Raw genomic sequence first — 21,739 nt, forward strand, 5'->3', positions numbered from 1 at the left:
AGGGCTCGTTCTGCCAGCCCAGGGCGCAGCCGCGTAGCGGCGTAGCCCTGGGTATGTGATTCCGCGCGTCGCCCGGCCCGAAGGGGCCGTTCAAATCCGCGTTGCCTCGTTGAACGGCCCTTACAGGGCCGACGCCATCGCGGGGGCCCTGTCACCCAGGCCTCCGCCGCTCGCGCGGCTACGGCCTGGGCTGACAGAATCGGCCCTTCAGGCCGAAAGGCATCCTTATAACGAACGGCGGCGATTGCGCCGCCGTGTTCGAGCCTGAAGGGCTCGTTCTGGCAGCCCAGGGCGCAGCCGCGTAGCGGCGTAGCCCTGGGTATGTGATTCCGCGCGTCGCCCGGCCCTGAAGGGGCCGTTCAAATCCGCGTTGCCTCGTTGAACGGCCCTTACAGGGCCGACGCCATCGCGGGGCCCCATAACCCAGGCCTCCGCCGCTCGCGCGGCTACGGCCTGGGCTGACAGAATCGGCCTTTCAGGCCGGGGGAGGCATAATCGGGATCAAACGGGACGGGTGCATCGCCGAGGCGAGGTGCGTCGGTCCGGATTCTGACACCGATTTCCGATCCATTGCCGTCTACCATACGACACGTTCCGCGTCGAACACCGGCCCTTCGACGCAGGTGCGGCGGTAGTCCCAATTGCCGGCGGCGTCGCGAATCCGCGCCACGCAACTGAAACAGATGCCGATGCCGCACGCCATCGGCGTTTCCAGCGACGCCCAACATGGCACCTTTTGGGCACGGGCGATTTCCGCCACGGCCTGCATCATCCGCCACGGGCCGCAACACACGATCTGCCGCGAGGCCGACGGCGAATCGCCGCCCTGCGCCAAGACGTGGCGCACCAAGTCGGTCACAAAGCCATGGTGCCCGGCCGAACCATCGTCGGTGCTGATGCGCACATCGACGCCGAGTTGCTCGAAATCGGCAACGCCGGCCAGATAATCGGCCCGCCGAGCACCGTAGCAAAGCGTGACACGCCTGGCGAGTGATTGCTGGCGGGCAGACTCGCCATATTTCCGGCGGCGCAGCGCTTCGCGCGCATAGGCGAGAAACGGTGTTTGCCCGATGCCGCCGCCGACGAGAATCAGATCGTCGGCCGCGGGTGCGGGAAAGCCGTTGCCAAGCGGCCCCCAGATGTCGAGCTTGTCGCCGGGCCGAAACCGAGCCAATCGCGTCGTCATCTTCCCCATGACGAGATAGACCACGTCGATATCCGTGGGCGATGGCGCCGGGTCCGACGAAGTGCCAAGGGAGGGCGGATCGGCGACGACTGTGTCGTACAGGGCGAACGGACGGCCGAGCAGCGGGTCGTCGTAACCGGCCAATCGCATCATGAGAAACTGCCCGGGCACGAACTGTCGCGCCATTTCCGGCACGCGGAAGCGGATTCGCCACGTGTCGGTCGCCAGGCGGACGTTTTCCACGACCTCGACAGTCTGAAAAGACGCGTGGTCGGCGAAGCAGTCTGCGTCGTGCGAATCGCTCATCGGCGGCGCTCCCGCCGCTGCGTTTGGCCTTGGCTTCGCGCGCGGCCTTGCTGTTGCGTCTTGGCTTGGCCGCCGTCGCCGCCGCGCGATTTGCCTTGGCGGTTTTCTGCGCGGCTTTGTTTGCCGAGTCGTTGCAGTTGCCGGTCGCGAAATTGCTTCCGCCGCCCGCCGGCCTTGGCCGTCCGTCCGGCAGCGCCAACTTTTGCGGCGGCTTTCCCGGCTGCCGAGCCGCGATTCCGTCCTGCGCCACCTTCGGTGGGATAGCCGATTACCGTCCCACTCTTTGCTGGCGTTGCCGCCGAGGCCCGATCATGTTCCAAATCCAGCGTCTCGATTTCCGTTACCGCCGCGGCGCCCTTTCTATTTGCCGTGTCACGGGCGCGTCCTTCTTCCGTCTTTGGCCCCTGGCTCCTGACTCCTGTTCCCTCGCCCCTCGCCCCTCGCCCCTCGTCCCTCGGCCCTCGCCGCTCGTCCCTCGCCCCTTCTTGCCCTTCGGCCGCTTCTCTCAACGCGCGCACTTCTTCTTTCCGCAGTGGTCGACATTCGCCGGGCGGGAGTTCGCCGAGCCGCAGCGGTCCGAGGGCAGTGCGGCGAAGATGCAGAACCTTGTGCCCGACTTGGGCCAGCAGGCGGCGCACTTCACGGTTCTTTCCTTCGTCGAGCACCATTTCGAGGGTTGTGCTCTGCTTATGCTGGCTCTTGATCCAAATGCGTTTGGCGTGGGCCAGTCCTTCGGCGAGATGTACGCCCCGCCGCAACCGATCGAGCACTTCCGGCCCCGGCACGCCAGCGACTTGGGCTTGATATGTCTTTTCGACGCCATAACGCGGGTGAGCGAGCAGGTTGGCCAGCTCACCATCGTTGGTGACCAGGATCAGGCCTTCGCTGCTCACGTCGAGCCGGCCGACAGCAAATAGCCGCTGACCTTGCGGCGCCAGATCGACCACTCGCGGCCGGCCATCCGGATCGCGATTCGTGGTCACCACGCCGATCGGCTTGTTGACCATGTAATAGACCGGATGGCTGCGCGGAAGCGGTTCGAGATCGACGCGAATATCGGCCGTGGCAGGATCGACTTTGGTGCCCAGTTCAGTGACCGCTCGGCCATCGACGGTGACGCGTCCGGCGGTGATCAGTTCTTCGCATTTCCGCCGGCTTCCGATCCCGGCCGCGGCGAGCAGTTTTTGCAGTCGCACCGTTGATTCATCGCCGGGAGTTGGTTTGGCCCGCGGGCGGGCGCGGGGCTTCGGCCCGGCAGGGCGCCGTTTGGCGGCATGGGGCGCCGACCGTGGTTTGCGTTTTGCCGCCGAAGGCCGCCGGGGAACCGACATCATGTGTGCAGACCGAAAGAGGTGTTTGGACGATTGGAATCGAATTTGGGAATCGACAGCCACCATCATAGTCGGCGGCTGGCATGAGCCCCAGGGGCCAAGCTGTATCGAAAAAGCTGTCCTCGGCACACGGGCTCGAAGCGCTCGCGCACAATCGTTGACCGATGTGGCGGGGCCGCCTCGCTGACGCTTCGGGCTAGTGTGTTGATCGCCGCCAGCACTGTTTCATCCAACACCGTCGGCGCATTTCGGTTTTGATCCGGCGGAATCTGCGCTTCGGCCGGCAGGAATCGCGCGGTGGCGTGTTGCTAGCAGCGCTGGGAGCAAAAGTTTGGTGGTTGGTGGCGCGACGCCAGAACATGCGCTCCCAATTCGGATTGCGCCGCCGACGATCGCGATTCCGCAGCCAGTCGCCGAACTCGGCACACGGGTTGCTAAACCGTCTGCCGCTGATTCTTGCAGGGGGGCATGGATCGGGCGATTCCTTTCGCCGCCATGTCGTACTACGGGCTTTACATCTCCGCCGAAGGCGCCCACGCGCAGAGCCGTCGGGTCGAAACGTTGGCCAACAACCTGGCCAACGCCGACACCGTCGGCTTCAAGCGCGACTTCGCCGTCGTGCAAGCCCGATATGCCGAAGAGATGCAGCGCGGCCTCGATTATCCCGGCTCCCGAACGGTGAACGATCTCGGTGGCGGGGTGCGCGTCGCGGAGACGAAGACCGACTTTTCCCCCGGCGCTTTCAAGCGCACCGGCAATCCCACCGACATCGCGATTCCCGGCGACGGGTTTTTCATGGTGCGCCGCCCGGACGGCGATTACCTGACCCGCGCAGGCAACTTCATGTTCAATTCGGCCGGCCGGCTTGTCACGCAAGACAACTATCCTGTGCTCAGCGACAGCGGCGCGCCGATCGACATCGATCCCGATGCCGGCGACTGGCGGCTCACCGGCGACGGCGGCATCGTTCAAAACGGCACACAGCAGAATTTAGCGCTGGTGAAACCCCGCTCGCTGGGCGACCTGTCGAAGGTCGGGCAGAACTTGTTCAAAGCCCTGGCGCCGGCGGCTCCCATCGCTCCGGAGCACCGGCAAGTCGACGGCGGCTTCCTTGAACAATCCGACGTCAAGCCGACCACTGAAATGACGGAATTGATCGAAGCCTCGCGCGCTTTCGAGGCCAACATCAGCATGATCAAGAACCACGACCAGATGATGGGAACCCTGACAAGCCGGTTGTTGAAATTCAGTTGATGGCGTGCCGTGCGGAAAGGGGGACAAGGCATCGCAAAATGAGCCAGTCCCCGGACGCGATCGCAAAATGAGCCAGTCCCCGGCAATCGAGCCCCCTAACCCCTCACCCTAACCCCTCACCCTAAGCATGAGCGTTCAAACCCTCTACACTGCCGCCACCGGCATGGAAGCGTTGCAGCAGAAGCTCGACGTCATCGCCAACAATCTGGCGAACGTCAATACGACGGGCTTCAAGCGCGATCGCGCCAATTTCGAAGACCTGTTTTATCGCACCGAAACGGTGCCAGGCATTCAAGACGCGGCCGGCAACTACACGCCCGTCGGCATCCAAACCGGCTTGGGATCCAAAGTGCAGAGCACGCAGGCGGACCAAACGCAGGGGGCGTTCCAACAAACCAATCAGCCGCTCGATGTCGCGATCCAGGGCAACGGCTATTTGCAGGTGACCGATCCCACCGGCCAAATCCTCTATTCCCGTGCCGGCAATCTTTCGCTCAACGCCAACGGCCAGCTCGTCGTCGGCGATGCCACGGTCGGCTACTTGCTCTCGCCGGCGATTTCCATTCCGCAAACGGCCACGAGCATCACGATTGGCGCCGACGGCAAAGTGTCGGTTCAAGAGGCCGGCAGCACGACGATGCAGCAGGTCGGGCAGATTCAATTGGCCCGCTTCATCAATCCCCAGGGCCTGATGAGTCTTGGCGGAAATCTGCTCAGCCAGAGCGACGCTTCCGGTCCGCCCACCCAAGGCGTTCCAGGAACCAACGGCATCGGCACGATCCAGCAGGGTTCGCTCGAAGCGTCGAACGTCGAACCGGTCAACGAACTTATCGATTTGATTACGACCCAACGCTCGTTCGAATTGAATTCGCAAGCCATCCAGGCCGGCGATCAGATCATGCAAGACATCACGAATCTGAGGCGAGGTTGAGGAAGTGGGGCGAGGGTTAGGGTGAGGGGTTAGGGAAACAAACACTAGCCCGAAGCGTTAGCGAGGAAGCACCAGCCCGAAGCGTTAGCGAGGCAGCACCAGCCCGAAGCGTTAGCGAGGAAACACTAGCCCGAAGCGTTAGCGACGAAGCACACCTGGTTGGCGTTGCTTTCTCATTAATACTACCAAAGCGATATGCGAATTCGGGGCTTCGATGAGATGGATGGTCTGGCGGCAGTTCGTCCTCGCTAACGCTTCGGGCTAGTGTTGCCGATGGTGGCCCGGGGCAACACGGATCAAGAACCGGAAGGATTGCGGATCATGGAGGATTGCACGATGAAACGGATTGCGAATCTTTTGACGGCCTGCGGCTTGGGTCTTGCTTGCTTGTTTGCTGTTAGTGCAAGCGTCCGTGCGGCCGAGTTGCAATTGCGGCCGGAAATTCATACGCAAAAGAATTTGCTGCAACTGGGCGACGTGGCGGAGATCTTTACCGCCAGTTCGCCCGAGGCGGCAATGCTTTCAGCAATCGAATTGATGCCCGCCCCATCGCCGGGCACCCGAGTGAGCATCCGCCTCCGCGAGATTCAAGACATTCTCTCGATGCGGGGCGTGAATCTCGCGAATGTGCAGTTCACGGGAGCGGCCCAAGTGATGGTCATCGCCGGCGCCGATCCGGCAGAGAAATACAGGATGCGCCGGCCCGCGAAAGTGCTGATTCAACGGGCGGAGCGCATCGCGACGGATGCGATCGTGCGGCATCTGCAATCGAAAGCCGGCGCGGCCGAAGAATGGCAGGTGTCGGTGACTTTGGAAGATGATCAGGTTGCTCCCTTGGTGGCGGCCGGAGATGCAGTGAAGGTCGTCGGCGGCCAAGAGCCATGGACGGGCACGCAATCGTTCGAGTTCCGCTTGCCAAGCGCCGAAGGACAAGCGCGGATGGAAATCTCCGCTCAAGTGTCGCTTCCGCCGACCGTCGTCATCACTCTACATGCGATGCCGAAAGGGACGATCGTGCGCACGAGCGACGTCGAGTTGCGGCGTCTTCGCGCGGGCGTGTCTCCCGGTGAACTGTTTCAGTCGATCGACGACGTGGCGGGCAAGGAAGCGATTCGGAATATCCCTGCCGGGCAGCCGCTCGATGCGAATCTCGTCCATCCGCCGCTGCTTGTGCGCAGCGGAGAAGTGGTGACGGTGTTCGGCCGCAATGGCTCGATCGTGGTTCGCATGCCGGCTCGAGCGCGCGAGAACGGCAGCGAAGGGGATTTGGTAAGCGTCGAATCGCTGCTCGATCGGCAGACGTTTTTGGCGCGCGTGTCGGGGCTGCACGAAGTCGAGGTATTCGCCGGTGCGACCACAACCGCTCCGGCATCCTCCGGCCGCCAATCCACCGCCACTCGCACGACATTGAATTGACTCGGAGTAGCAGGCACGCTCCGTGTGCCGTCCGCAAAGTAGCAGGCACACTCCGTGTGCCGTCCGCCCGTCAACACCCGCCACGGCACACGGAGTGTGCCTACTACCTTGAAGCCCCCGACGAAGGATCCACACGATGACACGGATTTGGAACCCCCGGCTTTTCGCGATGCGGCCGATGCCGAATCGGCGCTGGGAAACGCTCGGCGCCGCGATTCGGCCGATCGTGCTGTCGGCCATCGTGCTCGGAAGCGGCATCGCGTATGGCCAGAATTCGAGCTTGTTTTATGAAGACATTCCGAACGATGGTCCGGCGCTTCGCGTGTCGAACTGCAGTTGGGTCTTTCAAAAGGCGGATCCGCTGCCGCATCTCAAGCTGCACGACATCGTCACGATCATCGTGTCGGAAAAGAATGCCTTGGATAGCGAAGGGGATGTCGATCGCCGCAAGACGGGCGTTTTCAACGCCCAGCTTAAGAACTGGATCGCGCTGAAGGGCCTGAGCATGAAAGCGGCGCCGATGACCTCCGGCCAGCCGCAGGCCAATGGCACGCTCGATCAGGAATATCAGGCTAACATGCAGTTGCAAACCAAGGCCAGTCTCACCTTCACGATTGCCGCCACGGTCGTCGATATCCGGCCAAACGGCAATCTCGTCGTCGAAGCACATCGCCATGTGCAAGACAACGAAGACATCTGGGACCAATCCCTTTCCGGCTTGATCCGGCCGCAAGATGTGCTGCCGAACAACACCGTGCTGAGCCAGAACATTGCCGAACTGATGATCGACAAGCGCGAGGTCGGCCATGTGCGCGACGGCTATCGCCGCGGCTGGCTCACGCGCCTCTACGATCGGTTTTCGATTTTCTGAGAGAGGGCTACAGGCTGAAGGCTGAAGGCTACAGGCAAAAAGACGACGGATACGGGACGACGGTTTGAGAAGGAGACTTGTTATGCGGTCGCTCGACACGGCTTCGCGACGGGTGCTGTTGATTGCGGCGATTGCGTTCGTGGCCGGTCCGGTCCGGACGGCCGAAGCGCGAATTCCGCTCAAAGATATTTGTCACGTCAAAGGACAGGAAGAGAACACGCTGCAAGGCCTGGGCATTGTCGTCGGGCTCAAGGGCACGGGGGATAGCCCCGGCTCGGCCCCCTCGGTTCGCGCGTTGGCTCAGGCGATCCAACTGCTCGGCACTCCGGCCGGCAAGCGCGGCAGCCCCGAATTGAAAGACGACATCAAGAACGTCGCGCTCGTCTTGGTGACGGCGACCGTTCCGGCGGCGGGTGCTCGGCAAGGCGATAAGCTCGATTGCACCGTGGCTTCGATCGGTGGTGCCAAGAGCCTGGCCGGCGGGCAGTTGTTCATCACCGCCTTGCAAGGGCCGCGAGTCGAAAACGATCGCGTCTATGCGTTCGCCCAGGGAGAGATCCACCTCGACGATCCCAAGGTGCCAACGACCGGCAAGGTGTTCAACGGCTGCCGCGTGGAAGCCGATTTCTTCAACCCGTTCATCAAAGACGGCAAGATCACGCTGGTGCTCGAGAGGAATCATGCCGACTTTCAACTCGCTCAGGATATCGCCGAGTTGATCAACAGTCAGCTCGGCTTTCAGACCCGCAGCGGCGAGATGGCCCGGGCCATGAATCAGGAAAACATCGAAGTGATCGTCCCGGCGCAGTACCGCGATCGGCCGGTGTCGTTCGTGTCGCAAGTGCTCAGCTTGCCGATGCTCGAACCGCAATCGGTGGCCCGGGTGGTGATCAACGAACGGGCCGGCAGCATCGTGATCAGCGGCGAAATCGAGATCGGCACCGTGGTGATCACGCACAAAAACATGGTGATCGACACGAGCGGCCAGGGCACGGGGGGCCCGGCGAGCCATTTCGTACCGCTCGACACGAGCAGCAATCCGCCCCCGAAACTGAAGGCCCTTGTCGAAACGCTGAACACGCTCAAGGTTCCCCCGGAAGACGTGATCGAAATCATCAAAGGTCTCGACCGCAACGGCAAGCTCCACGGCGAATTGATTATCGAATAACGCAGGGATGATCCGGGACGCCACTGCCGGCTTGCCTAGCGCGGCGCCTGGAACGCAAATGCCGCACTGCCGGACAAGCCAGCCGTGGCAGCCAACGGTCGAACAAGCAGTTCATCCGCACAAGACCAAGGAACAGACATGATCTCCGCCACGATGCCTTTGCAATCCGCCGCTGCGATCGACGCTCGCGCCTCGCACGGCGCCGCGGTGGGCCAGCGGTTGATGCATGAATCCTCGGCCCAGCCTTCCGGCGGCGCGGCGGATCAAAGTGAATTGCGCGACAAGTTCGATTCCTTCGTCGGCGAATCTTTTTATGGTCAGATGCTGCAGGCCATGCATAAAACCGTCGGCAAGCCGGCCTATTTCAATGGCGGGCGAGCGGAAGAAATGTTCCAGGGGCAACTGGACCAAATCCTTTCGGAAAAAATGACCCAGGCCAACGGTGGAGCGTTGAGTTCGTCGCTATTCGATTTGTTCAATTTGCAAACCACCGGCGGCCGCAAATAATCCACACCCAGAATTGATCGCCTTGTGGAGCGCGTCCGCTCGCTGACGCTTCGGGCTAGTGTGGACAACACCGGCCCGAAGCATCAGCGAGGACAGCGCCGCCAAAACGCGTCTTTCGCTGATCTCTGTCCCCTGATCTCTGTCCCCTCGCCTCTGGTCCCTAACCCACTCCACTGCATGAACGAATCGTCGCAACCGGTCGCTTGGGACACCGAATTGGCCGGACTGTTGGCCGAATTGTCCGACGTCCAAACCGAGCTGCTCGCCGTGCTGACCGACAAGCGGGCTCGGCTGCTTTCGGCCGATCTCGAATCGCTGAAGGCGATGCAAGCCCGGGAAGCCGAACTGGTCGGCCGCTTGCAGGCCTGCCAAGAGCGGCGGATGGCTTTGTTGGCGCGTGCGGCCAGCGAAGGGCTCCCGTCGGCAAACCTGACAAATCTTGCCGCCGCGCTGCCATCGCAGCAGCGCCAGCATCTGACGCCGCAATTGCGCGAGGCCTCGGCACGGATCCGGCTCTTGCAGCACCACAGCCTGACGAATTGGGTTCTGGTGCAGCGAACTTTGCTTCATCTGGCACAGCTTTTGGAAATAATCGCGACAGGGGGCCGATTAAAGCCGACCTATGGAAAGAACGACTGCGCGCCGACCGGCGGCTCGCTGGTCGACCAGGCAGTTTAAGCTCGGCCGAAGAATACCTTCCGCTTTTCGAACCCCTCACCCTGCCCTCTCCCGCAAAGGGGAGAGGGGGGCTGTAGAAAAGTTATCTTTCGGCCCGAGCCTTAGCCAGCAGAAAAAATCTCTCCCACAGCTAGCATCGCAACCATGCCACTAACCACTAACCACTAACCCTTCCCCCGATGTCGCTGCTTAGCTCGATTCAGTTGGCCGGCAATTCGCTGCAAGCCCAGCAGCTGGGTTTGCAAGTGGTCGGGCAAAATATTGCCAATGCCAATACGCCCGGCTACAGCGTCGAAACACTCGGTCTCACCCCAGGCCCAACCCAGCAAGATGGATCGCTGTTGCTGGGCACGGGCGTCGATATTACGGGCGTTCAGCAGCAGGTCGACCAATTTCTCAATACCCAGGTTCGCAACGGCCTCAGCACGCAAACCGGCACCGGCGTCAGCTCCCAAACGTATCAGCAGCTTGAAAGCATGTTTGGCATCTTGAACGACACGAACAACGGCACGAATCTCGACAGCGCGATGACGAATTTCTTTTCGAGCGTCTCGCAGATTCTGAACAATCCCAACGACCCGACCGTCCAACAACTCGCCGTTTCCAACGGCCAGACGGTCGCGACCACGTTCAATCAACTCGCCTCGAGCGCCCAACAATTGCAAACGGGACTGAACGGCCAGGTCCAGAGCGATGCCACTACGGTCAACACCTTGCTGACTCAGATCGGCACGCTCAATCAGCAGATCGTGCAGTTGCAAGGGGGCACCGGCGGGGCCGGCAGCGTCGGCAACCAGGCGGTCGGCTTGCTCGACCAGCGCGACGAAGCCCTATCAAATCTCGCGGGGCTGATGAACGTCAGCACGCAGCTGCAACCCGACGGCACGGTGACGGTCTATAACAGCGGGCAATATCTCGTCGACGAATCGCAGGTGCGCCCGGTGACGATCGTCAACTCGGCCGACGGCGACTTCGACGCTTCCAACCTCGCGCTGCAGGGAAGCAACACCCCGCTGACGATCACTTCGGGCCAGATCGGCGGATTGATCAACTCGCGCGATCAGATTCTCGGCGGCTTCGTCGAGCAGCTCAATTCGCTGGCCAATACGTTTGCCTCCGCGTTCAACCAACTTTATTCGACTGGCCAGGGTTCGAACGGTTATACGAGCGTCACCGGGACCACCTCGGTCGCCGATCCGAGCGCTCCGCTGGATTCCGCCGGCCTGTCGGTCACGCCCGCCAATGGGACCTTTCAAGTGCTGGTCTACGATTCGGCGACCGGATTGACGCAAACCAGCCAGATCGAGATCAACGAAAATGGCTTGAGCAACGACACCACGCTCAATTCGCTCGCCGGGCAGTTGAACGGCGTCAGCGGCCTGGCGGCGAGCGTGAATTCCAGCGGGCAACTGCAAATCAGCACCACCTCGCCTACCCAGCAAGTGGCTTTTGCCGGCGACACGAGCGGCGCGCTTTCGGCACTGGGGATCAACACATTTTTTACCGGTACGACGGCGGCCACGTTGGGGGTCAATTCGGCCGTGGCGAATCAGCCCACCACTTTTGCAGCCAGCGCCGGCGGCATCGGCGTCGATACGCAAGTGGCGCAGCAGTTGGCCAACTTTGCCAATTTGCCGTTGCTGTCGGCCGGCGGCGCGACGATCAGCGATGCGTACAACAGTCTGGCCGCGAATGTGACGCAAGGATCGAGCGCCGCCCAAGCCGCCGCGAGCGCCGCATCGACATACCAGACATCGCTCCAGAGCCAGCAGCAATCGATCAGCGGCGTCAGCCTCGACACGCAAACGGTCGACATGCTGCAGTATCAAGCAGCGTATTCAGCGTCGGCGAAATACATTTCTGAAATCGATAGCCTGCTGCAAACGTTGATGCAGCTTTAATCTTGGATTATTCATGGCGCCGGGAATTCGCGACACGCTGCGAAATGGCAGCCCGAAGCGTTAGCGAGGGTAAGCCTCGGTGGCCCCCTTGCTTACGCTTCGGGCTTAGTGTGGCGCCATGAATAATCCGGGTACGCGCGGTGAACGGCACGGCGCCAGCCGCCGGCAAATCGGTGATGACGACCGTGCAAGAGCCGCATAATCGAAGATAGCTAGCGAGAGTGGATCATGAGCTCGATCATCGCAATCCCGGGCGGAACCGTCAGCAACCAGTTTGCGGCGCAACAAATAATCTCGCAATTGAGCTCCGAAGAGCTCGCTTTGGAAAAGGTCGAAGGCCAGGTATCCACCGGTCAGGCACTCAATCTGCCCAGCGATAACCCCACTGCCGCGCTCGATGCCGTCAGTATCCAGCGGACCCTCGATCAACTCACGCAGGTCAGCACCAATCTGACCACGAACCAATCCTACCTGACGCAGACCGATAGCACGCTTTCGAGCGTGGCCAACCTGCTGACCTCGGCGCAATCGACGGCTTCGTCGGCCGCCGGCACGACCATCAGTTCCTCGCAACAGCAGGAGGCGGCCAGCCAGATCGGTCAATTGGTGGCGCAATTGGTCGGCGTGGCCAACACCAATTTCGATGGCCGCTATTTATTCTCTGGCTCCGACACCACCACGCAACCGTTTGTGATGGACGGCAACTACGTCGAATACATGGGCAATGCCGGGTCGCTATCGAGCTATTCCGACGTCAACCAGCTTTTTCAAACCAACGTCAGCGGCGCCGAGGCCTTCGGCGCGCTGTCGACCAGCGTCCAGGGGACAACCGCTCTCACGCCGACCCTTACGGCTCAGACCCCACTGGCCGACCTGAACGGCGGCCAGGGTGTTCCGCAGGGAAGCATCGTCGTCTCCGACGGCGCCGGCTCGAGCGTCGTCGATCTGAGCGGGGCCGCGACCATTGGCGACGTCGTTGCCGATCTTGAAGCCAATCCACCGGCAGGTCGCACCGTGAGCGTCGCCATCACGCCGACCGGTCTGAATGTTTCGCTCGATAGCGCGGGCGGGGGAAATCTCTCGATCACGGAAGCCAATGGCGGCTCGACCGCCGCAAGCCTCGGGATTCTCAGCACCGCGGCAGTCGGCAGCGGACCGATCGTCGGCACTTCGCTGCATCCGACACTGACCACAACCACTCCGCTCAGTAGCCTTTTGGGATCTGCGGCCCAGGCGGTGGTGAGTTCGACTGCCGCGAATTCGTCGTTCCTGGTTCAAGCCAACGCAAACGGCGCTGCCGGCAATGGCTACACCGTTCAATTCGTCGACGACGGCAAAGTGACTGCCGGCAACGAAACCGTGAACGTCGATCCCGGAAATCAGACGATCACCGTCGACATCGACAGCGGCAGCACGACCGCCAACAATGTGATCGACGCGCTCAACAACAATGCCCAATTCGCCGCCAATTTCACCGCCGGCTTGAACCCCGACGATCCCGGCGACACGGGGGTCGGCGTTGTCGATCTCTCGGCGACCGGCACAACCTCCGAAGGCAGCGGCACGCAACTCGACACGTCGGGACTCCAAATCGAAAACGGCGGGCAGACCTACGATATCAGCTTCAGCGGCGACAAAACCGTCGGCGATCTGTTGAACACGCTCGACGGCTCGGGAGCGGCGGTGTTGGCCGAGATCAATTCGTCGGGCACCGGAATCAACATATTGTCGCGGCTGAGCGGTTCCGATTTTTCGGTGGGCGAAAACGGCGGCCAAACGGCCACCCAACTCGGCGTGCGCACCCTGAGCGGTTCAACCACACTCGCGCAACTGAATTACGGCGACGGCGTCCAAACCGCCACCAGCGGTTCTGACTTCATCATTCAGCGCCCCGATGGCACACAATTGGCCGTCTCCGTCGGCTCCGACACGACGATTCAAGACGTGATCGACACGATCAACAACGATCCCAGCAATCAAGGCGCCAATGCGGTCACGGCGTCGTTGAACACCGCCGGCAACGGCATCACGCTTTCGACCAACGCTCCCTCGAACGGCAGCGCCGTGCTTTCGGTCGTCGAGGAAAACGGCAGTTCGGCGGCCCAGGAACTCGGCTTGGTGCCGGCCGGCCAGACGCAGTCGGGCGCACCGACAATCAATGGCAGCACACAAACGCTTGTCGGCACCGACACCAATCCCCAAGAAACCGACAGCACGTTCAACGCGCTTTTGCGATTGCAAAGCGCCTTGGAAACCGGCAACCAAGCCCAGATCACGCGCGGCATGGCCCTGCTCACCACCGCGCAATCGCAGATGGGCCTGACGCAAGCGCATGTCGGCAGCGTCGAACAGTCGGTGACCGCGCTGCAAACCTCGCTCACCAATCAGCAAAACGCGTTGCAAAGCAGTTTATCGAACGATGTCAACGTCGACATGGCCACGGCAATCACGAACCTGACTCAGTTGCAGGTGTCGTATCAAGCCAGCCTTCAGATGACGGCCCAATTGGCGCAGCTCACGTTGATGAGCTTCTTGCCGCCAGCATAGATAGCGGCAACCGGATCGGCGCTGTCCGGTCCGCAGCGCGGACGGCGCATGGACTGGGCCTGCCTACGATGGCGCCGTTTCCCACAGCCTTGCTCTCAACCGAATTCGCCGCGGATATATTCTTGCGTGTATTTTTCCTGCGGACTTTCGAAGACCTGCTTGCTGTCGCCGAACTCGACCAGGTAGCCGGTGCGGCCGCCTTGCGTCGTGTCGACATACAGAAAGCCGGTCTTGTCGGCCACGCGCTGCGCCTGCTGCAAATTGTGCGTTACGATCGCAATCGTGAATCGCTTCTTCAGCTCGGTCATCAGTTCTTCGATCTTGCGCGTGGCGATCGGATCGAGGGCGGAACAGGGTTCGTCCATCAGCAACACGGCGGGCTCGGTGGCGATCGCCCGGGCGATGCACAGCCGTTGTTGCTGGCCGCCCGAAAGCGCGAGCGCGCTTTTGTGCAGCTTGTCTTTCACTTCGTCCCACAAGGCCGCGCCGCGGAGGGCCGCTTCCACCCGTTCGGCCTTGTCGCCTTTGTATCCGTTGAGCCGCAGCCCGAACGAGACATTGCGATAGATGCTCATGGCGAAGGGGTTCGGCTGCTGGAAAACCATGCCGATATGCCGCCGCACGGCCACGGGATCGATCGTCGGACCATAGATGTCGTTGCCGCGAAAGTGGACGTGACCCTTGAAACGAAAACCGCGTACGAGGTCGTTCATGCGGTTCAAACATCGCAGCACCGTGCTCTTGCCGCAGCCCGACGGGCCGATAAACGCCGTCACCGATCCGCCCTGAATCGGGATATTCGTGTCGCGAACGGCTTTGAACGTGCCGTAGTAAAGCTCCTTGATGTCGCAATTGATGACCACATTGTTTTCCGAGGCATTGCCGTTCTTGTGGGCGATGCCGTTGCCGTTGGTTGCTTGAACTTGGATCATATGCCTGGATTCCGTGTTTGAACCAGTGAAGTCGATTTCGGTTTATCCGACGCGCCGCCGCGACAGACTTTGACCGATAAGATTGATCGCCAGAACCAGAACGACGAGGACCAACGAAGCGGCCCAGGCCATATCTTTAAGATTGTCGAACGGGCTGCCCGAGAAATTGTAGATCAGCACTGCGAGCGAGGCGGTCGGCCCCGAAAGTTGCGAAGCGCCACGACTGAACGGCCAATAATTGCTGAACAGGGCCGTGAACAAGAGCGGGGCCGTCTCGCCCGCAGCTCGGGCGACGGCGAGCATGACGCCCGTCAGGATCCCGGGCATTGCGGTGGGAAGCAGGATGCGGCAGATCGTTTGCGTGGTCGTGGCGCCCATGCCGATCGCAGCCTCGCGAATCCTCGGGTGCACCATGCGGATCGCGTCCTCGGCAGTGAGAATCACGGTGGGCAGCATGAGCAGCGACAGCGCGACGCCGCCGGCCCAGGCTGAAAATCCTCCGGTTAGCAATACGACCGCTCCATACGCGACCACGCCCGCCAGCACCGAGGGAAACCCGCTTAGAATTTTCGCACTGAAACGGACAAACTTGGCGAGTTTCGTTTCGGGGCCGACCTCGGCGAGATAGACGGCTGCAAGAATTCCGAAGGGAACGCTCATCGAAGCGGCGATCGCGACCATCACCAACGTTCCCGCGATCGCATTGCCAAATCCGCCGCCGGCTTCGTTCGCGTCCGGCGGCAGCGACGTGAAAACAGCGAGACTCAGCGCATGCACTCCGCGCACGACGAGCATATAGACGACGGAGAAGAGCGGGGCCAACGCGATGAAGGTCAACGAAGCCGTGACGAAATTCATCGCAAAGCTGAACAGCGACCGGGGCCGCCGCAGCGATTTTTGCAATTCGGCCGTGCTGATCAACGCGGCCAGCCGCGTTGCATCGTCGCGGCCGATCTGTCGAACGATCGTTTCTTCCATGTTGCTTTCTCGTCGTCGCTATTCCCGCGTGTCGTTGCCTGCCGGCGGTCTGGCCGCTCGTTTGAAATGCCTATCGCGCGCCGCGCGTCCGTGCGGCCGAGTGTTGCAAGACCAAAGAACCGAAAATATTCACCACCAGCGTTATCGCCATCAGCACCAGCGCGGCATACATTAGCACGCCGACATTCGCCTTGTTCGCTTCGGGGAAATTATTGGCCAGCAGGGCAGCCAGCGTGTTCCCGGGCGAAAAAAGCGAGACGCTGATCACGTTCGCATTGCCGACAAGCATTGCCAACGCCATCGTCTCCCCAAGCGCGCGGCCGAACGCCAACAAGATCGATCCGATGATGCCGATCTGCGCCGTCGGAACGATGACGCCCAGGATCGCTTCCCAACGGGTCGCACCCAAGCCGTATGCCGCCTCGCGGAGCTTCGGCGGCACGGCAACCAGCGCATCGCGGCTGATCGCCGAAATCGTCGGCAGAATCATGATCGCCAGCACCAACGAGGCGGGGAGCATGCCGGGCCCGCTCAGCGAAGTGCCGAACAACGGAATCCAGCCCAGATGGTCGTGGAGCCAATTGCAGGGAGGGCGGATCAGCGGAATGATCACGAAAATTCCCCACAGCCCATAAACCACGCTCGGAATCGCGGCCAGCAATTCAATCAGGTTCTTGAGCAGCGCATCGAGTTGATCGGGCAACTTGCCCCAGAAGGGATGAAATTGCTTTCCAAAAACCTTGAGCAGTTTGAACACGGCTGTCGAAAGGAATCGCTCGCTGAGAAACACGGCCACCGCGACGCCTAGGATGCTGCCGATCACCAGCGCGATTGCCGAGCTATAAAGAGTGCCCCAGATTTGCGGCAAGATGCCGTATTGCTGCGCGTTGGCATCCCAGACTTTTCCGGTGATGAAGCCCAGCCCCTCGGTCTTCATCGAGGGAACCGCCTTCGCTCCGATTTCGAGCACGATGAAAACCAACAAGGCGACCGTGGCCCAAGCGAAGAGGCCGGTCAGCAAACGGAAACCCCGGTCGGAATAAATCTCGCGCTTCGTCGGCGGCCGGGAAATCGGCCGCGCGTCGACGATGGGACGTTCGAGCGTTGTTGCCATTGGTTCGAACTGCGATCGTTGATTTTGGAAAGATGCTTTGACGTTTTGGCCTCGGCCAAAAAACAACTTCTCCGCAGCCCCCTCTCCCCTTGCGGGAGAGGGCAGGGTGAGGGGTTCGAAAAACGGAAGTTATTTTTCGGCCGAGCCTTGGTGGGCAAGCGGCATCGTTCGCCCGCCAATCGTGCGTCGGGCCGACACGCCATCCGGCGATCGAGCCGCATCGACGACGGATCAGGCTCCCTTGTTCTCGGTTTTGTCGTCTGGCTTTGCGCTCGCCGCTGCCGGGCCGTCGGATTGAATATTCTCGAGCGCGGCTTTCACCTTCGTAACCACGTTGTCCGGCAGCGGGATATAGCCGAGCGATTCGCTCTTCTTTTGGCCGTCGGTAAGGCAGTACGCGAGGACCGCACGTAGCGCCTTTGCCTTCGCGGCCTCGGGCATTTTCTTGTAGGCCAGGATCCAGGTGTAAGTGACGATCGGATACGATTTCTCGCCTTCCGGATCAGGAAGCCACGCACGCAGATCGGCCGGCATTTCGAGCGAAGCCAGCGACGCCTGGCCGGATGCGATCGACGGTTCGATGTATTTGCCGGCCTTGTTTTCCAGCTTGGCCATCTTCAGTTTCGCGCCGATGGCATAGCCATATTCGACGTATCCAATCGCGCCGGGCGTGGTGCTGATGGCCGCCGAGACGCCTTCGTTGCCCTTCGATTTCGTGCCGACCGGCCAGTTTGGCATCTTGTTAACGCCCGGGCTGGCGGCGAAATCCTTGCTGATCGTGCTGAGATGCTTCGTGAAGACAAACGTGGTGCCGCTGCTGTCGGCGCGAACGACCACGTTCACATCCGTATCCGGCAGCTTCACGTCTTCGTTGGCCGCTGCGATCGCCGGATCGTTCCACTTCTTGATCTTGCCGAGGAAAATGCCGGCATAGGCCTCGCGCGAAAGCTTCAGATTGTCGATGTCGGGAAGGTTGTAGGCCAACACGATGCTGCCGGCCGTCATCGGCAGCAATTGGACGCCCCCCGGCACCTGTGCGATTTCTTCGTCGGTCATCGCGGCATCGCTGGCGCCGAAGTCGACCGTATGGTCGATCATCGCTTTCACCCCGCTACCGCTGCCGACGGATTGATAATCGACCAACGCATCGGGATGATCGGCGGAATATGCCTTGAACCATTTGGTGTAGAGGGGGGCCGGAAAACTGGCTCCCGCGCCCTGCAACTTCAGGCCGCCCGAGCCCCCTCCTGTGGAACAACCGGTGCCGGAGCATGCCAACAACAAAATCGAGGTCCAAGCAACCGTCCGCGTGCGTGTCGCCATTCGTGGGATTCCTCTTTTCGAGCCATGAATTGCTTGTTCGGATTTAGGTTATAAGCCGCTGCAAGCAGCGGTTCCAGCAAACGGTCGATTCCTAATCGAGCGCTCGCAGTCCCCTAACAATTGGCCTGTTTTTTAAAGAAAAGGCGCTAGATTTCACCGTTTGTTCGTTAGGATAGTGGTCTCGAAAACAATGCCATGACCACAAGCGTGAACTGCCCTTGCCACACGGCCGTCGCAGGCCGCCGGCCACGAACAGCCTGTTGAAAAGGGGGACAAGAGCCGCGCGGCAGAGCGACTCCTCCGGCAACATCGACTCGTCGCTCGGAGCCAGTTCCCTTTTTCAACACGCCGCTAACCCACACAATCTCGAATAATTTGGAAGATCACACCATGAGCACCGTTCGAACTTCGCTTGCCACGGTTTCGATTCTTGCCGCCGCACTCGCGCTGGCGCCGCGAGCGCGGGCTGACACGCCCGCAAACAACAGCGACGGCAAATTGCTGCCGTATGACGCGCTGATCCACGGCATGACCGATCTGTCGCGATTGGCCGAGCTTCCGCTGCCCGGATATCGATTTGGACAATGGTCGAGCTACGATCGCGCCAGCCAATACGACGCCAAGACGGGAAAGTATCTCCACTGGGATGCCAACGGCGACGGCAGCGGCATCATTCGCAAGGAAGGCGACGACGTCGTGATGGCGGAAATGACAGGGCCGGGCTGCATCTGGCGCATTTGGTCGGCAGCGCCGGGCAAGGGGCACGTGAAGATCTTTCTCGACGGCGAAGAAAAGCCGGCGGTGGATATGCCGTTCGAGCACTATTTCGACGGCAAGCATGCTCCCTTCAATTTTCCCGCGCTTTCCTACAACCTGGCCGCCGTGGGAAGCAGCGGACAAAACTTGTATCTGCCGATTCCGTATCAGAAATCATGCAAGGTGGTGGCCGACAAAGGTTGGGGCAACTACTACCATTTAGGCTACGCGACCTATCCGCAGGGCACGCGGGTACCAACGTTCTCGGCCCGGCTCGTCGCCGAGCACGCGGACGAGTTGAAACGTGTCGACGATTTCTTCGCCCATGATCTCGGTAGCGATCCAGCCGGGTCGACAAGCGCCGATCAAGTTTTGAAGAAGTCGCTGGAAATCGAAGCGGGGCAAACGGCGACCATCGCACGGCTCGACGGTCCGGCCGCGATCAAATGCTTGCGCGTGAAGCTCGCCTTTGCCGATCGGTCGGATGAAATGTCGGCGCTGCGCAAGCTGGCGATCCGCATCACCTGGGACGATCAGAAGCAGCCTGCGGTGTGGTGTCCGCTCGGCGATTTCTTCGGCACCGCGCCCGGCGTCAACCTCTACAAATCGCTTCCGATGGGAATGACCGACGACGGCTTCTACTGCTATTGGTATATGCCGTTCGCAAAGAACGCACACGTGGAAGTGGTAAATGAAGACAAGACGCCGCGGAAGATCGACTTCGAAATCACGCATCAACCGCTCCGGCGGCCCTTCGACGGCTTGGGCTATTTCCACGCGAAATGGCATCGCGACACGGTCGAGCTTCCGCCCGATCGCTGGCCCGACTGGCAATTGCTCGACACGCAAGGCCGCGGGCGGTTTTGCGGCGTGATGTTGCACGTTTGGAATCCGCGCGGCGGGTGGTGGGGAGAAGGGGACGAGAAGTTCTTCGTCGACGGCGAAAAATTTCCCTCCACCTTCGGCACCGGCTCGGAAGATTATTTCGGCTACGCGTGGGGCAATCCGCATCTGTTCGCCATGCCGTATCATGCCCAAACGTTCACGCAGAACAACCAGGGCCACCAATCGCTGTTGCGATTGCATATCGTCGACAACGTGCCGTTCCAAGATTCCTTCGAAGGCTGCATCGAAAAGTATTTCAAGAACGACCGCGGCACGCTCTACGCTTCGACGGTGTGGTGGTATCTGGCGCCCGGCGGCAAAGATCCGTACGGACCGGTGCCGGTCGGCGAGCGCGACGGTTATTACGTCCGCCCGCAGCCGATCTTCGCCGGCTTCAAAGTGCTCAACGAGCCGCATGGCGACGCACAACTCCAGCCGATGGATAGCTACGGCAAGGGCAATTGGAAAAACGATCAGCAACTTTGGTGGACCGGCGCCAAGCCCGGCGACACGCTCGTGCTGGCGTTGCCCGTCGCGCACGGCGGCAAATACGATTTGACGGTCCATCTCACCAAGGCACGTGACTATGGCATCGTGCAATTCTCGATCGACGACCAAAAAGCCGGCGCACCGATCGATCTCTACAATCCGGCGGTCGTTCCCAGCGGGCCGATCGATCTCGGCACGTTCGATTTATCCAAGGGCCAGCATCGGCTTAGGGTGAAAATCGTCGGCGCCAACGCCGCCGCGGAAAAATCCTTTATGTTCGGCATCGACCGCGCCGATCTGACAGCGCAGAAATAGGGCAGACACGGGAAACAACCTCGGCCACTGCCGCAGGATGGCACCCGCGCGCTGCCGCAATCAACGTAGCAGGCACACTCCGTGTGCCGTCCGCGCTGCTCTTTGGCCAGCCCGCTGTTTCGCGCAGACGGCACACGGAGTGTGCCTGCTACAATAGGTTCGCAACTCGGCCCAGCCGAGTTGCTACGCGGCGCAACGACGTAGTCCATCCACGCGACAAATTCATCCGCGATAAAGCAAGCTGGTCGTGATGGCGCGGAAGACGTTGGCCATTTCGTCGAATTCCCGGTCCTCGGCTTGCCAGAGCATCAGAAGCGTGCGGCCATTGCGACGGCAAGCGCGGATTTGGGCCGTGTTCGTCAAGTCGAGGCAATAGAAATTCACGTCGTATCCGACAAGCGGCTGTTCGGCGACGGTTTCTTCGGCCGGTTCGGTGTCGATGTCGGCATATTCCTCGCCGAGGGCCGCGAGGGCTACTTTCGCCAAGTCGGCCGGATCCTCTTCGCCGCCGCGAATCGCCACCGACCAAAAGCCTCCGCCGCGGCTGTAAACCGTCGCCCCTTGCTCGTCTTCGGCGGTGGAAATTTCCAGCGTCCAATCGTCGGGGTAGAGGAATTTGATTCCGAATTTGTCGAACAACGCGGGCATGGGTCTCGTTCTCGATGCCATCGTCGGCCGGGCCAAAGCCGCCGTTTGTCGCTCCGATCATCCTACCGGACGCGGGCCGAATGGCGAACTCCCCCCGACGACCGAGCTTCGGCCAATCGCCGGCCAAAGACCGATCCCTCTGCGGGCAGGCCGCGTAGAACCGGTAACGCTTTTATCGGGCCAGCCGCTGCGAAAACGACTGT

General features: G+C 61.1%; 17 protein-coding genes. 10 read left to right on the forward strand and 7 right to left on the reverse strand.

Translation table 11 applies throughout. The features are described from left to right. Positions 1–577 precede the first annotated feature (577 nt). The gene (locus tag VHX65_10245; protein HEX3998920.1) at positions 578–1,492 is read right to left on the reverse strand and encodes a dihydroorotate dehydrogenase electron transfer subunit; all 915 of its coding nucleotides are present in this window, start codon (positions 1,490–1,492) and stop codon (positions 578–580) included. Further along, complete coding sequence (locus tag VHX65_10250; protein HEX3998921.1) at positions 1,489–2,688, reverse strand: pseudouridine synthase; 1,200 nt, start codon at positions 2,686–2,688, stop codon at positions 1,489–1,491. The genes VHX65_10245 and VHX65_10250 overlap by 4 nt, the downstream gene beginning before the upstream one ends. 603 nt (positions 2,689–3,291) lie before the next feature. On the opposite strand from VHX65_10250, the gene flgF reads away from it, so the two are divergent. The 9 genes from flgF (at position 3,292) to flgL (ending at position 14,096) form a co-directional block, all read left to right on the forward strand. After that, a complete protein-coding gene (gene flgF / locus VHX65_10255; protein ID HEX3998922.1) occupies positions 3,292–4,077 on the forward strand; it encodes a flagellar basal-body rod protein FlgF in 786 nt (261 codons plus the stop codon). A gap of 127 nt (positions 4,078–4,204) precedes the next feature. Continuing rightward, complete coding sequence (flgG, locus tag VHX65_10260; protein HEX3998923.1) at positions 4,205–5,008, forward strand: flagellar basal-body rod protein FlgG; 804 nt, start codon at positions 4,205–4,207, stop codon at positions 5,006–5,008. Between the two features lie 336 nt (positions 5,009–5,344). Continuing rightward, positions 5,345–6,424 carry a flagellar basal body P-ring formation chaperone FlgA gene (gene flgA, locus VHX65_10265; protein ID HEX3998924.1) on the forward strand — a complete coding sequence of 360 codons (1,080 nt, stop codon included), beginning with the start codon at positions 5,345–5,347 and terminating at the stop codon, positions 6,422–6,424. 136 nt (positions 6,425–6,560) lie between these two features. Beyond that, positions 6,561–7,295 carry a flagellar basal body L-ring protein FlgH gene (locus VHX65_10270; protein ID HEX3998925.1) on the forward strand — a complete coding sequence of 245 codons (735 nt, stop codon included), beginning with the start codon at positions 6,561–6,563 and terminating at the stop codon, positions 7,293–7,295. An 82-nt stretch (positions 7,296–7,377) separates the two neighbouring features. Then, positions 7,378–8,463 carry a flagellar basal body P-ring protein FlgI gene (locus tag VHX65_10275; protein HEX3998926.1) on the forward strand — a complete coding sequence of 362 codons (1,086 nt, stop codon included), beginning with the start codon at positions 7,378–7,380 and terminating at the stop codon, positions 8,461–8,463. A 138-nt stretch (positions 8,464–8,601) separates the two neighbouring features. After that, positions 8,602–8,970, forward strand: a complete 369-nt coding sequence (locus VHX65_10280; GenBank protein ID HEX3998927.1) for a rod-binding protein — start codon at positions 8,602–8,604, stop codon at positions 8,968–8,970. Between the two features lie 177 nt (positions 8,971–9,147). Further along, a complete protein-coding gene (flgN, locus tag VHX65_10285; GenBank protein HEX3998928.1) occupies positions 9,148–9,648 on the forward strand; it encodes a flagellar export chaperone FlgN in 501 nt (166 codons plus the stop codon). A 179-nt stretch (positions 9,649–9,827) separates the two neighbouring features. Beyond that, positions 9,828–11,549, forward strand: coding sequence for a flagellar hook-associated protein FlgK (gene flgK, locus VHX65_10290; protein HEX3998929.1), 1,722 nt, complete (start codon positions 9,828–9,830; stop codon positions 11,547–11,549). A gap of 228 nt (positions 11,550–11,777) precedes the next feature. Continuing rightward, entirely contained in the window at positions 11,778–14,096 is a 2,319-nt protein-coding gene (flgL, locus tag VHX65_10295) for a flagellar hook-associated protein FlgL (GenBank protein ID HEX3998930.1), read from the forward strand. A 95-nt stretch (positions 14,097–14,191) separates the two neighbouring features. On the opposite strand, the gene pstB is transcribed toward flgL, so the two are convergent. The 4 genes from pstB to pstS form a co-directional block, all read right to left on the reverse strand. Next, positions 14,192–15,028 (reverse strand): phosphate ABC transporter ATP-binding protein PstB, encoded by an 837-nt coding sequence (gene pstB / locus VHX65_10300; GenBank protein ID HEX3998931.1) that lies wholly within the window; start codon positions 15,026–15,028, stop codon positions 14,192–14,194. Positions 15,029–15,070: 42 nt separating this feature from the next. Continuing rightward, positions 15,071–16,006, reverse strand: a complete 936-nt coding sequence (gene pstA / locus VHX65_10305; protein HEX3998932.1) for a phosphate ABC transporter permease PstA — start codon at positions 16,004–16,006, stop codon at positions 15,071–15,073. Between the two features lie 70 nt (positions 16,007–16,076). Continuing rightward, positions 16,077–17,120, reverse strand: a complete 1,044-nt coding sequence (gene pstC / locus VHX65_10310) for a phosphate ABC transporter permease subunit PstC (protein HEX3998933.1) — start codon at positions 17,118–17,120, stop codon at positions 16,077–16,079. Between the two features lie 231 nt (positions 17,121–17,351). Next, entirely contained in the window at positions 17,352–18,443 is a 1,092-nt protein-coding gene (gene pstS, locus VHX65_10315) for a phosphate ABC transporter substrate-binding protein PstS (protein ID HEX3998934.1), read from the reverse strand. Positions 18,444–18,833: 390 nt separating this feature from the next. On the opposite strand from pstS, the gene VHX65_10320 reads away from it, so the two are divergent. Next, a complete protein-coding gene (locus tag VHX65_10320) occupies positions 18,834–20,888 on the forward strand; it encodes a glycoside hydrolase family 172 protein (protein ID HEX3998935.1) in 2,055 nt (684 codons plus the stop codon). A 222-nt stretch (positions 20,889–21,110) separates the two neighbouring features. On the opposite strand, the gene VHX65_10325 is transcribed toward VHX65_10320, so the two are convergent. Then, positions 21,111–21,536, reverse strand: coding sequence for a hypothetical protein (locus VHX65_10325; GenBank protein HEX3998936.1), 426 nt, complete (start codon positions 21,534–21,536; stop codon positions 21,111–21,113). Positions 21,537–21,739 lie beyond the last annotated feature (203 nt).

It is taken from the genome of Pirellulales bacterium (genome assembly GCA_036267355.1).
Lineage (GTDB): Bacteria > Planctomycetota > Planctomycetia > Pirellulales > DATAWG01 > DATAWG01.

Coding starts and splice junctions, on each gene's coding strand:
- VHX65_10245 (HEX3998920.1), bottom strand. CDS start 1,492: ATGAGCGATTCGCACGACGCAGACTGCTTCGCCGACCACGCGTCTTTT.
- flgF (HEX3998922.1), top strand. CDS start 3,292: ATGGATCGGGCGATTCCTTTCGCCGCCATGTCGTACTACGGGCTTTAC.
- flgG (HEX3998923.1), top strand. CDS start 4,205: ATGAGCGTTCAAACCCTCTACACTGCCGCCACCGGCATGGAAGCGTTG.
- flgA (HEX3998924.1), top strand. CDS start 5,345: ATGAAACGGATTGCGAATCTTTTGACGGCCTGCGGCTTGGGTCTTGCT.
- VHX65_10270 (HEX3998925.1), top strand. CDS start 6,561: ATGACACGGATTTGGAACCCCCGGCTTTTCGCGATGCGGCCGATGCCG.
- VHX65_10275 (HEX3998926.1), top strand. CDS start 7,378: ATGCGGTCGCTCGACACGGCTTCGCGACGGGTGCTGTTGATTGCGGCG.
- VHX65_10280 (HEX3998927.1), top strand. CDS start 8,602: ATGATCTCCGCCACGATGCCTTTGCAATCCGCCGCTGCGATCGACGCT.
- flgN (HEX3998928.1), top strand. CDS start 9,148: ATGAACGAATCGTCGCAACCGGTCGCTTGGGACACCGAATTGGCCGGA.
- flgK (HEX3998929.1), top strand. CDS start 9,828: ATGTCGCTGCTTAGCTCGATTCAGTTGGCCGGCAATTCGCTGCAAGCC.
- flgL (HEX3998930.1), top strand. CDS start 11,778: ATGAGCTCGATCATCGCAATCCCGGGCGGAACCGTCAGCAACCAGTTT.
- pstB (HEX3998931.1), bottom strand. CDS start 15,028: ATGATCCAAGTTCAAGCAACCAACGGCAACGGCATCGCCCACAAGAAC.
- pstA (HEX3998932.1), bottom strand. CDS start 16,006: ATGGAAGAAACGATCGTTCGACAGATCGGCCGCGACGATGCAACGCGG.
- pstC (HEX3998933.1), bottom strand. CDS start 17,120: ATGGCAACAACGCTCGAACGTCCCATCGTCGACGCGCGGCCGATTTCC.
- pstS (HEX3998934.1), bottom strand. CDS start 18,443: ATGGCGACACGCACGCGGACGGTTGCTTGGACCTCGATTTTGTTGTTG.
- VHX65_10320 (HEX3998935.1), top strand. CDS start 18,834: ATGAGCACCGTTCGAACTTCGCTTGCCACGGTTTCGATTCTTGCCGCC.
- VHX65_10325 (HEX3998936.1), bottom strand. CDS start 21,536: ATGCCCGCGTTGTTCGACAAATTCGGAATCAAATTCCTCTACCCCGAC.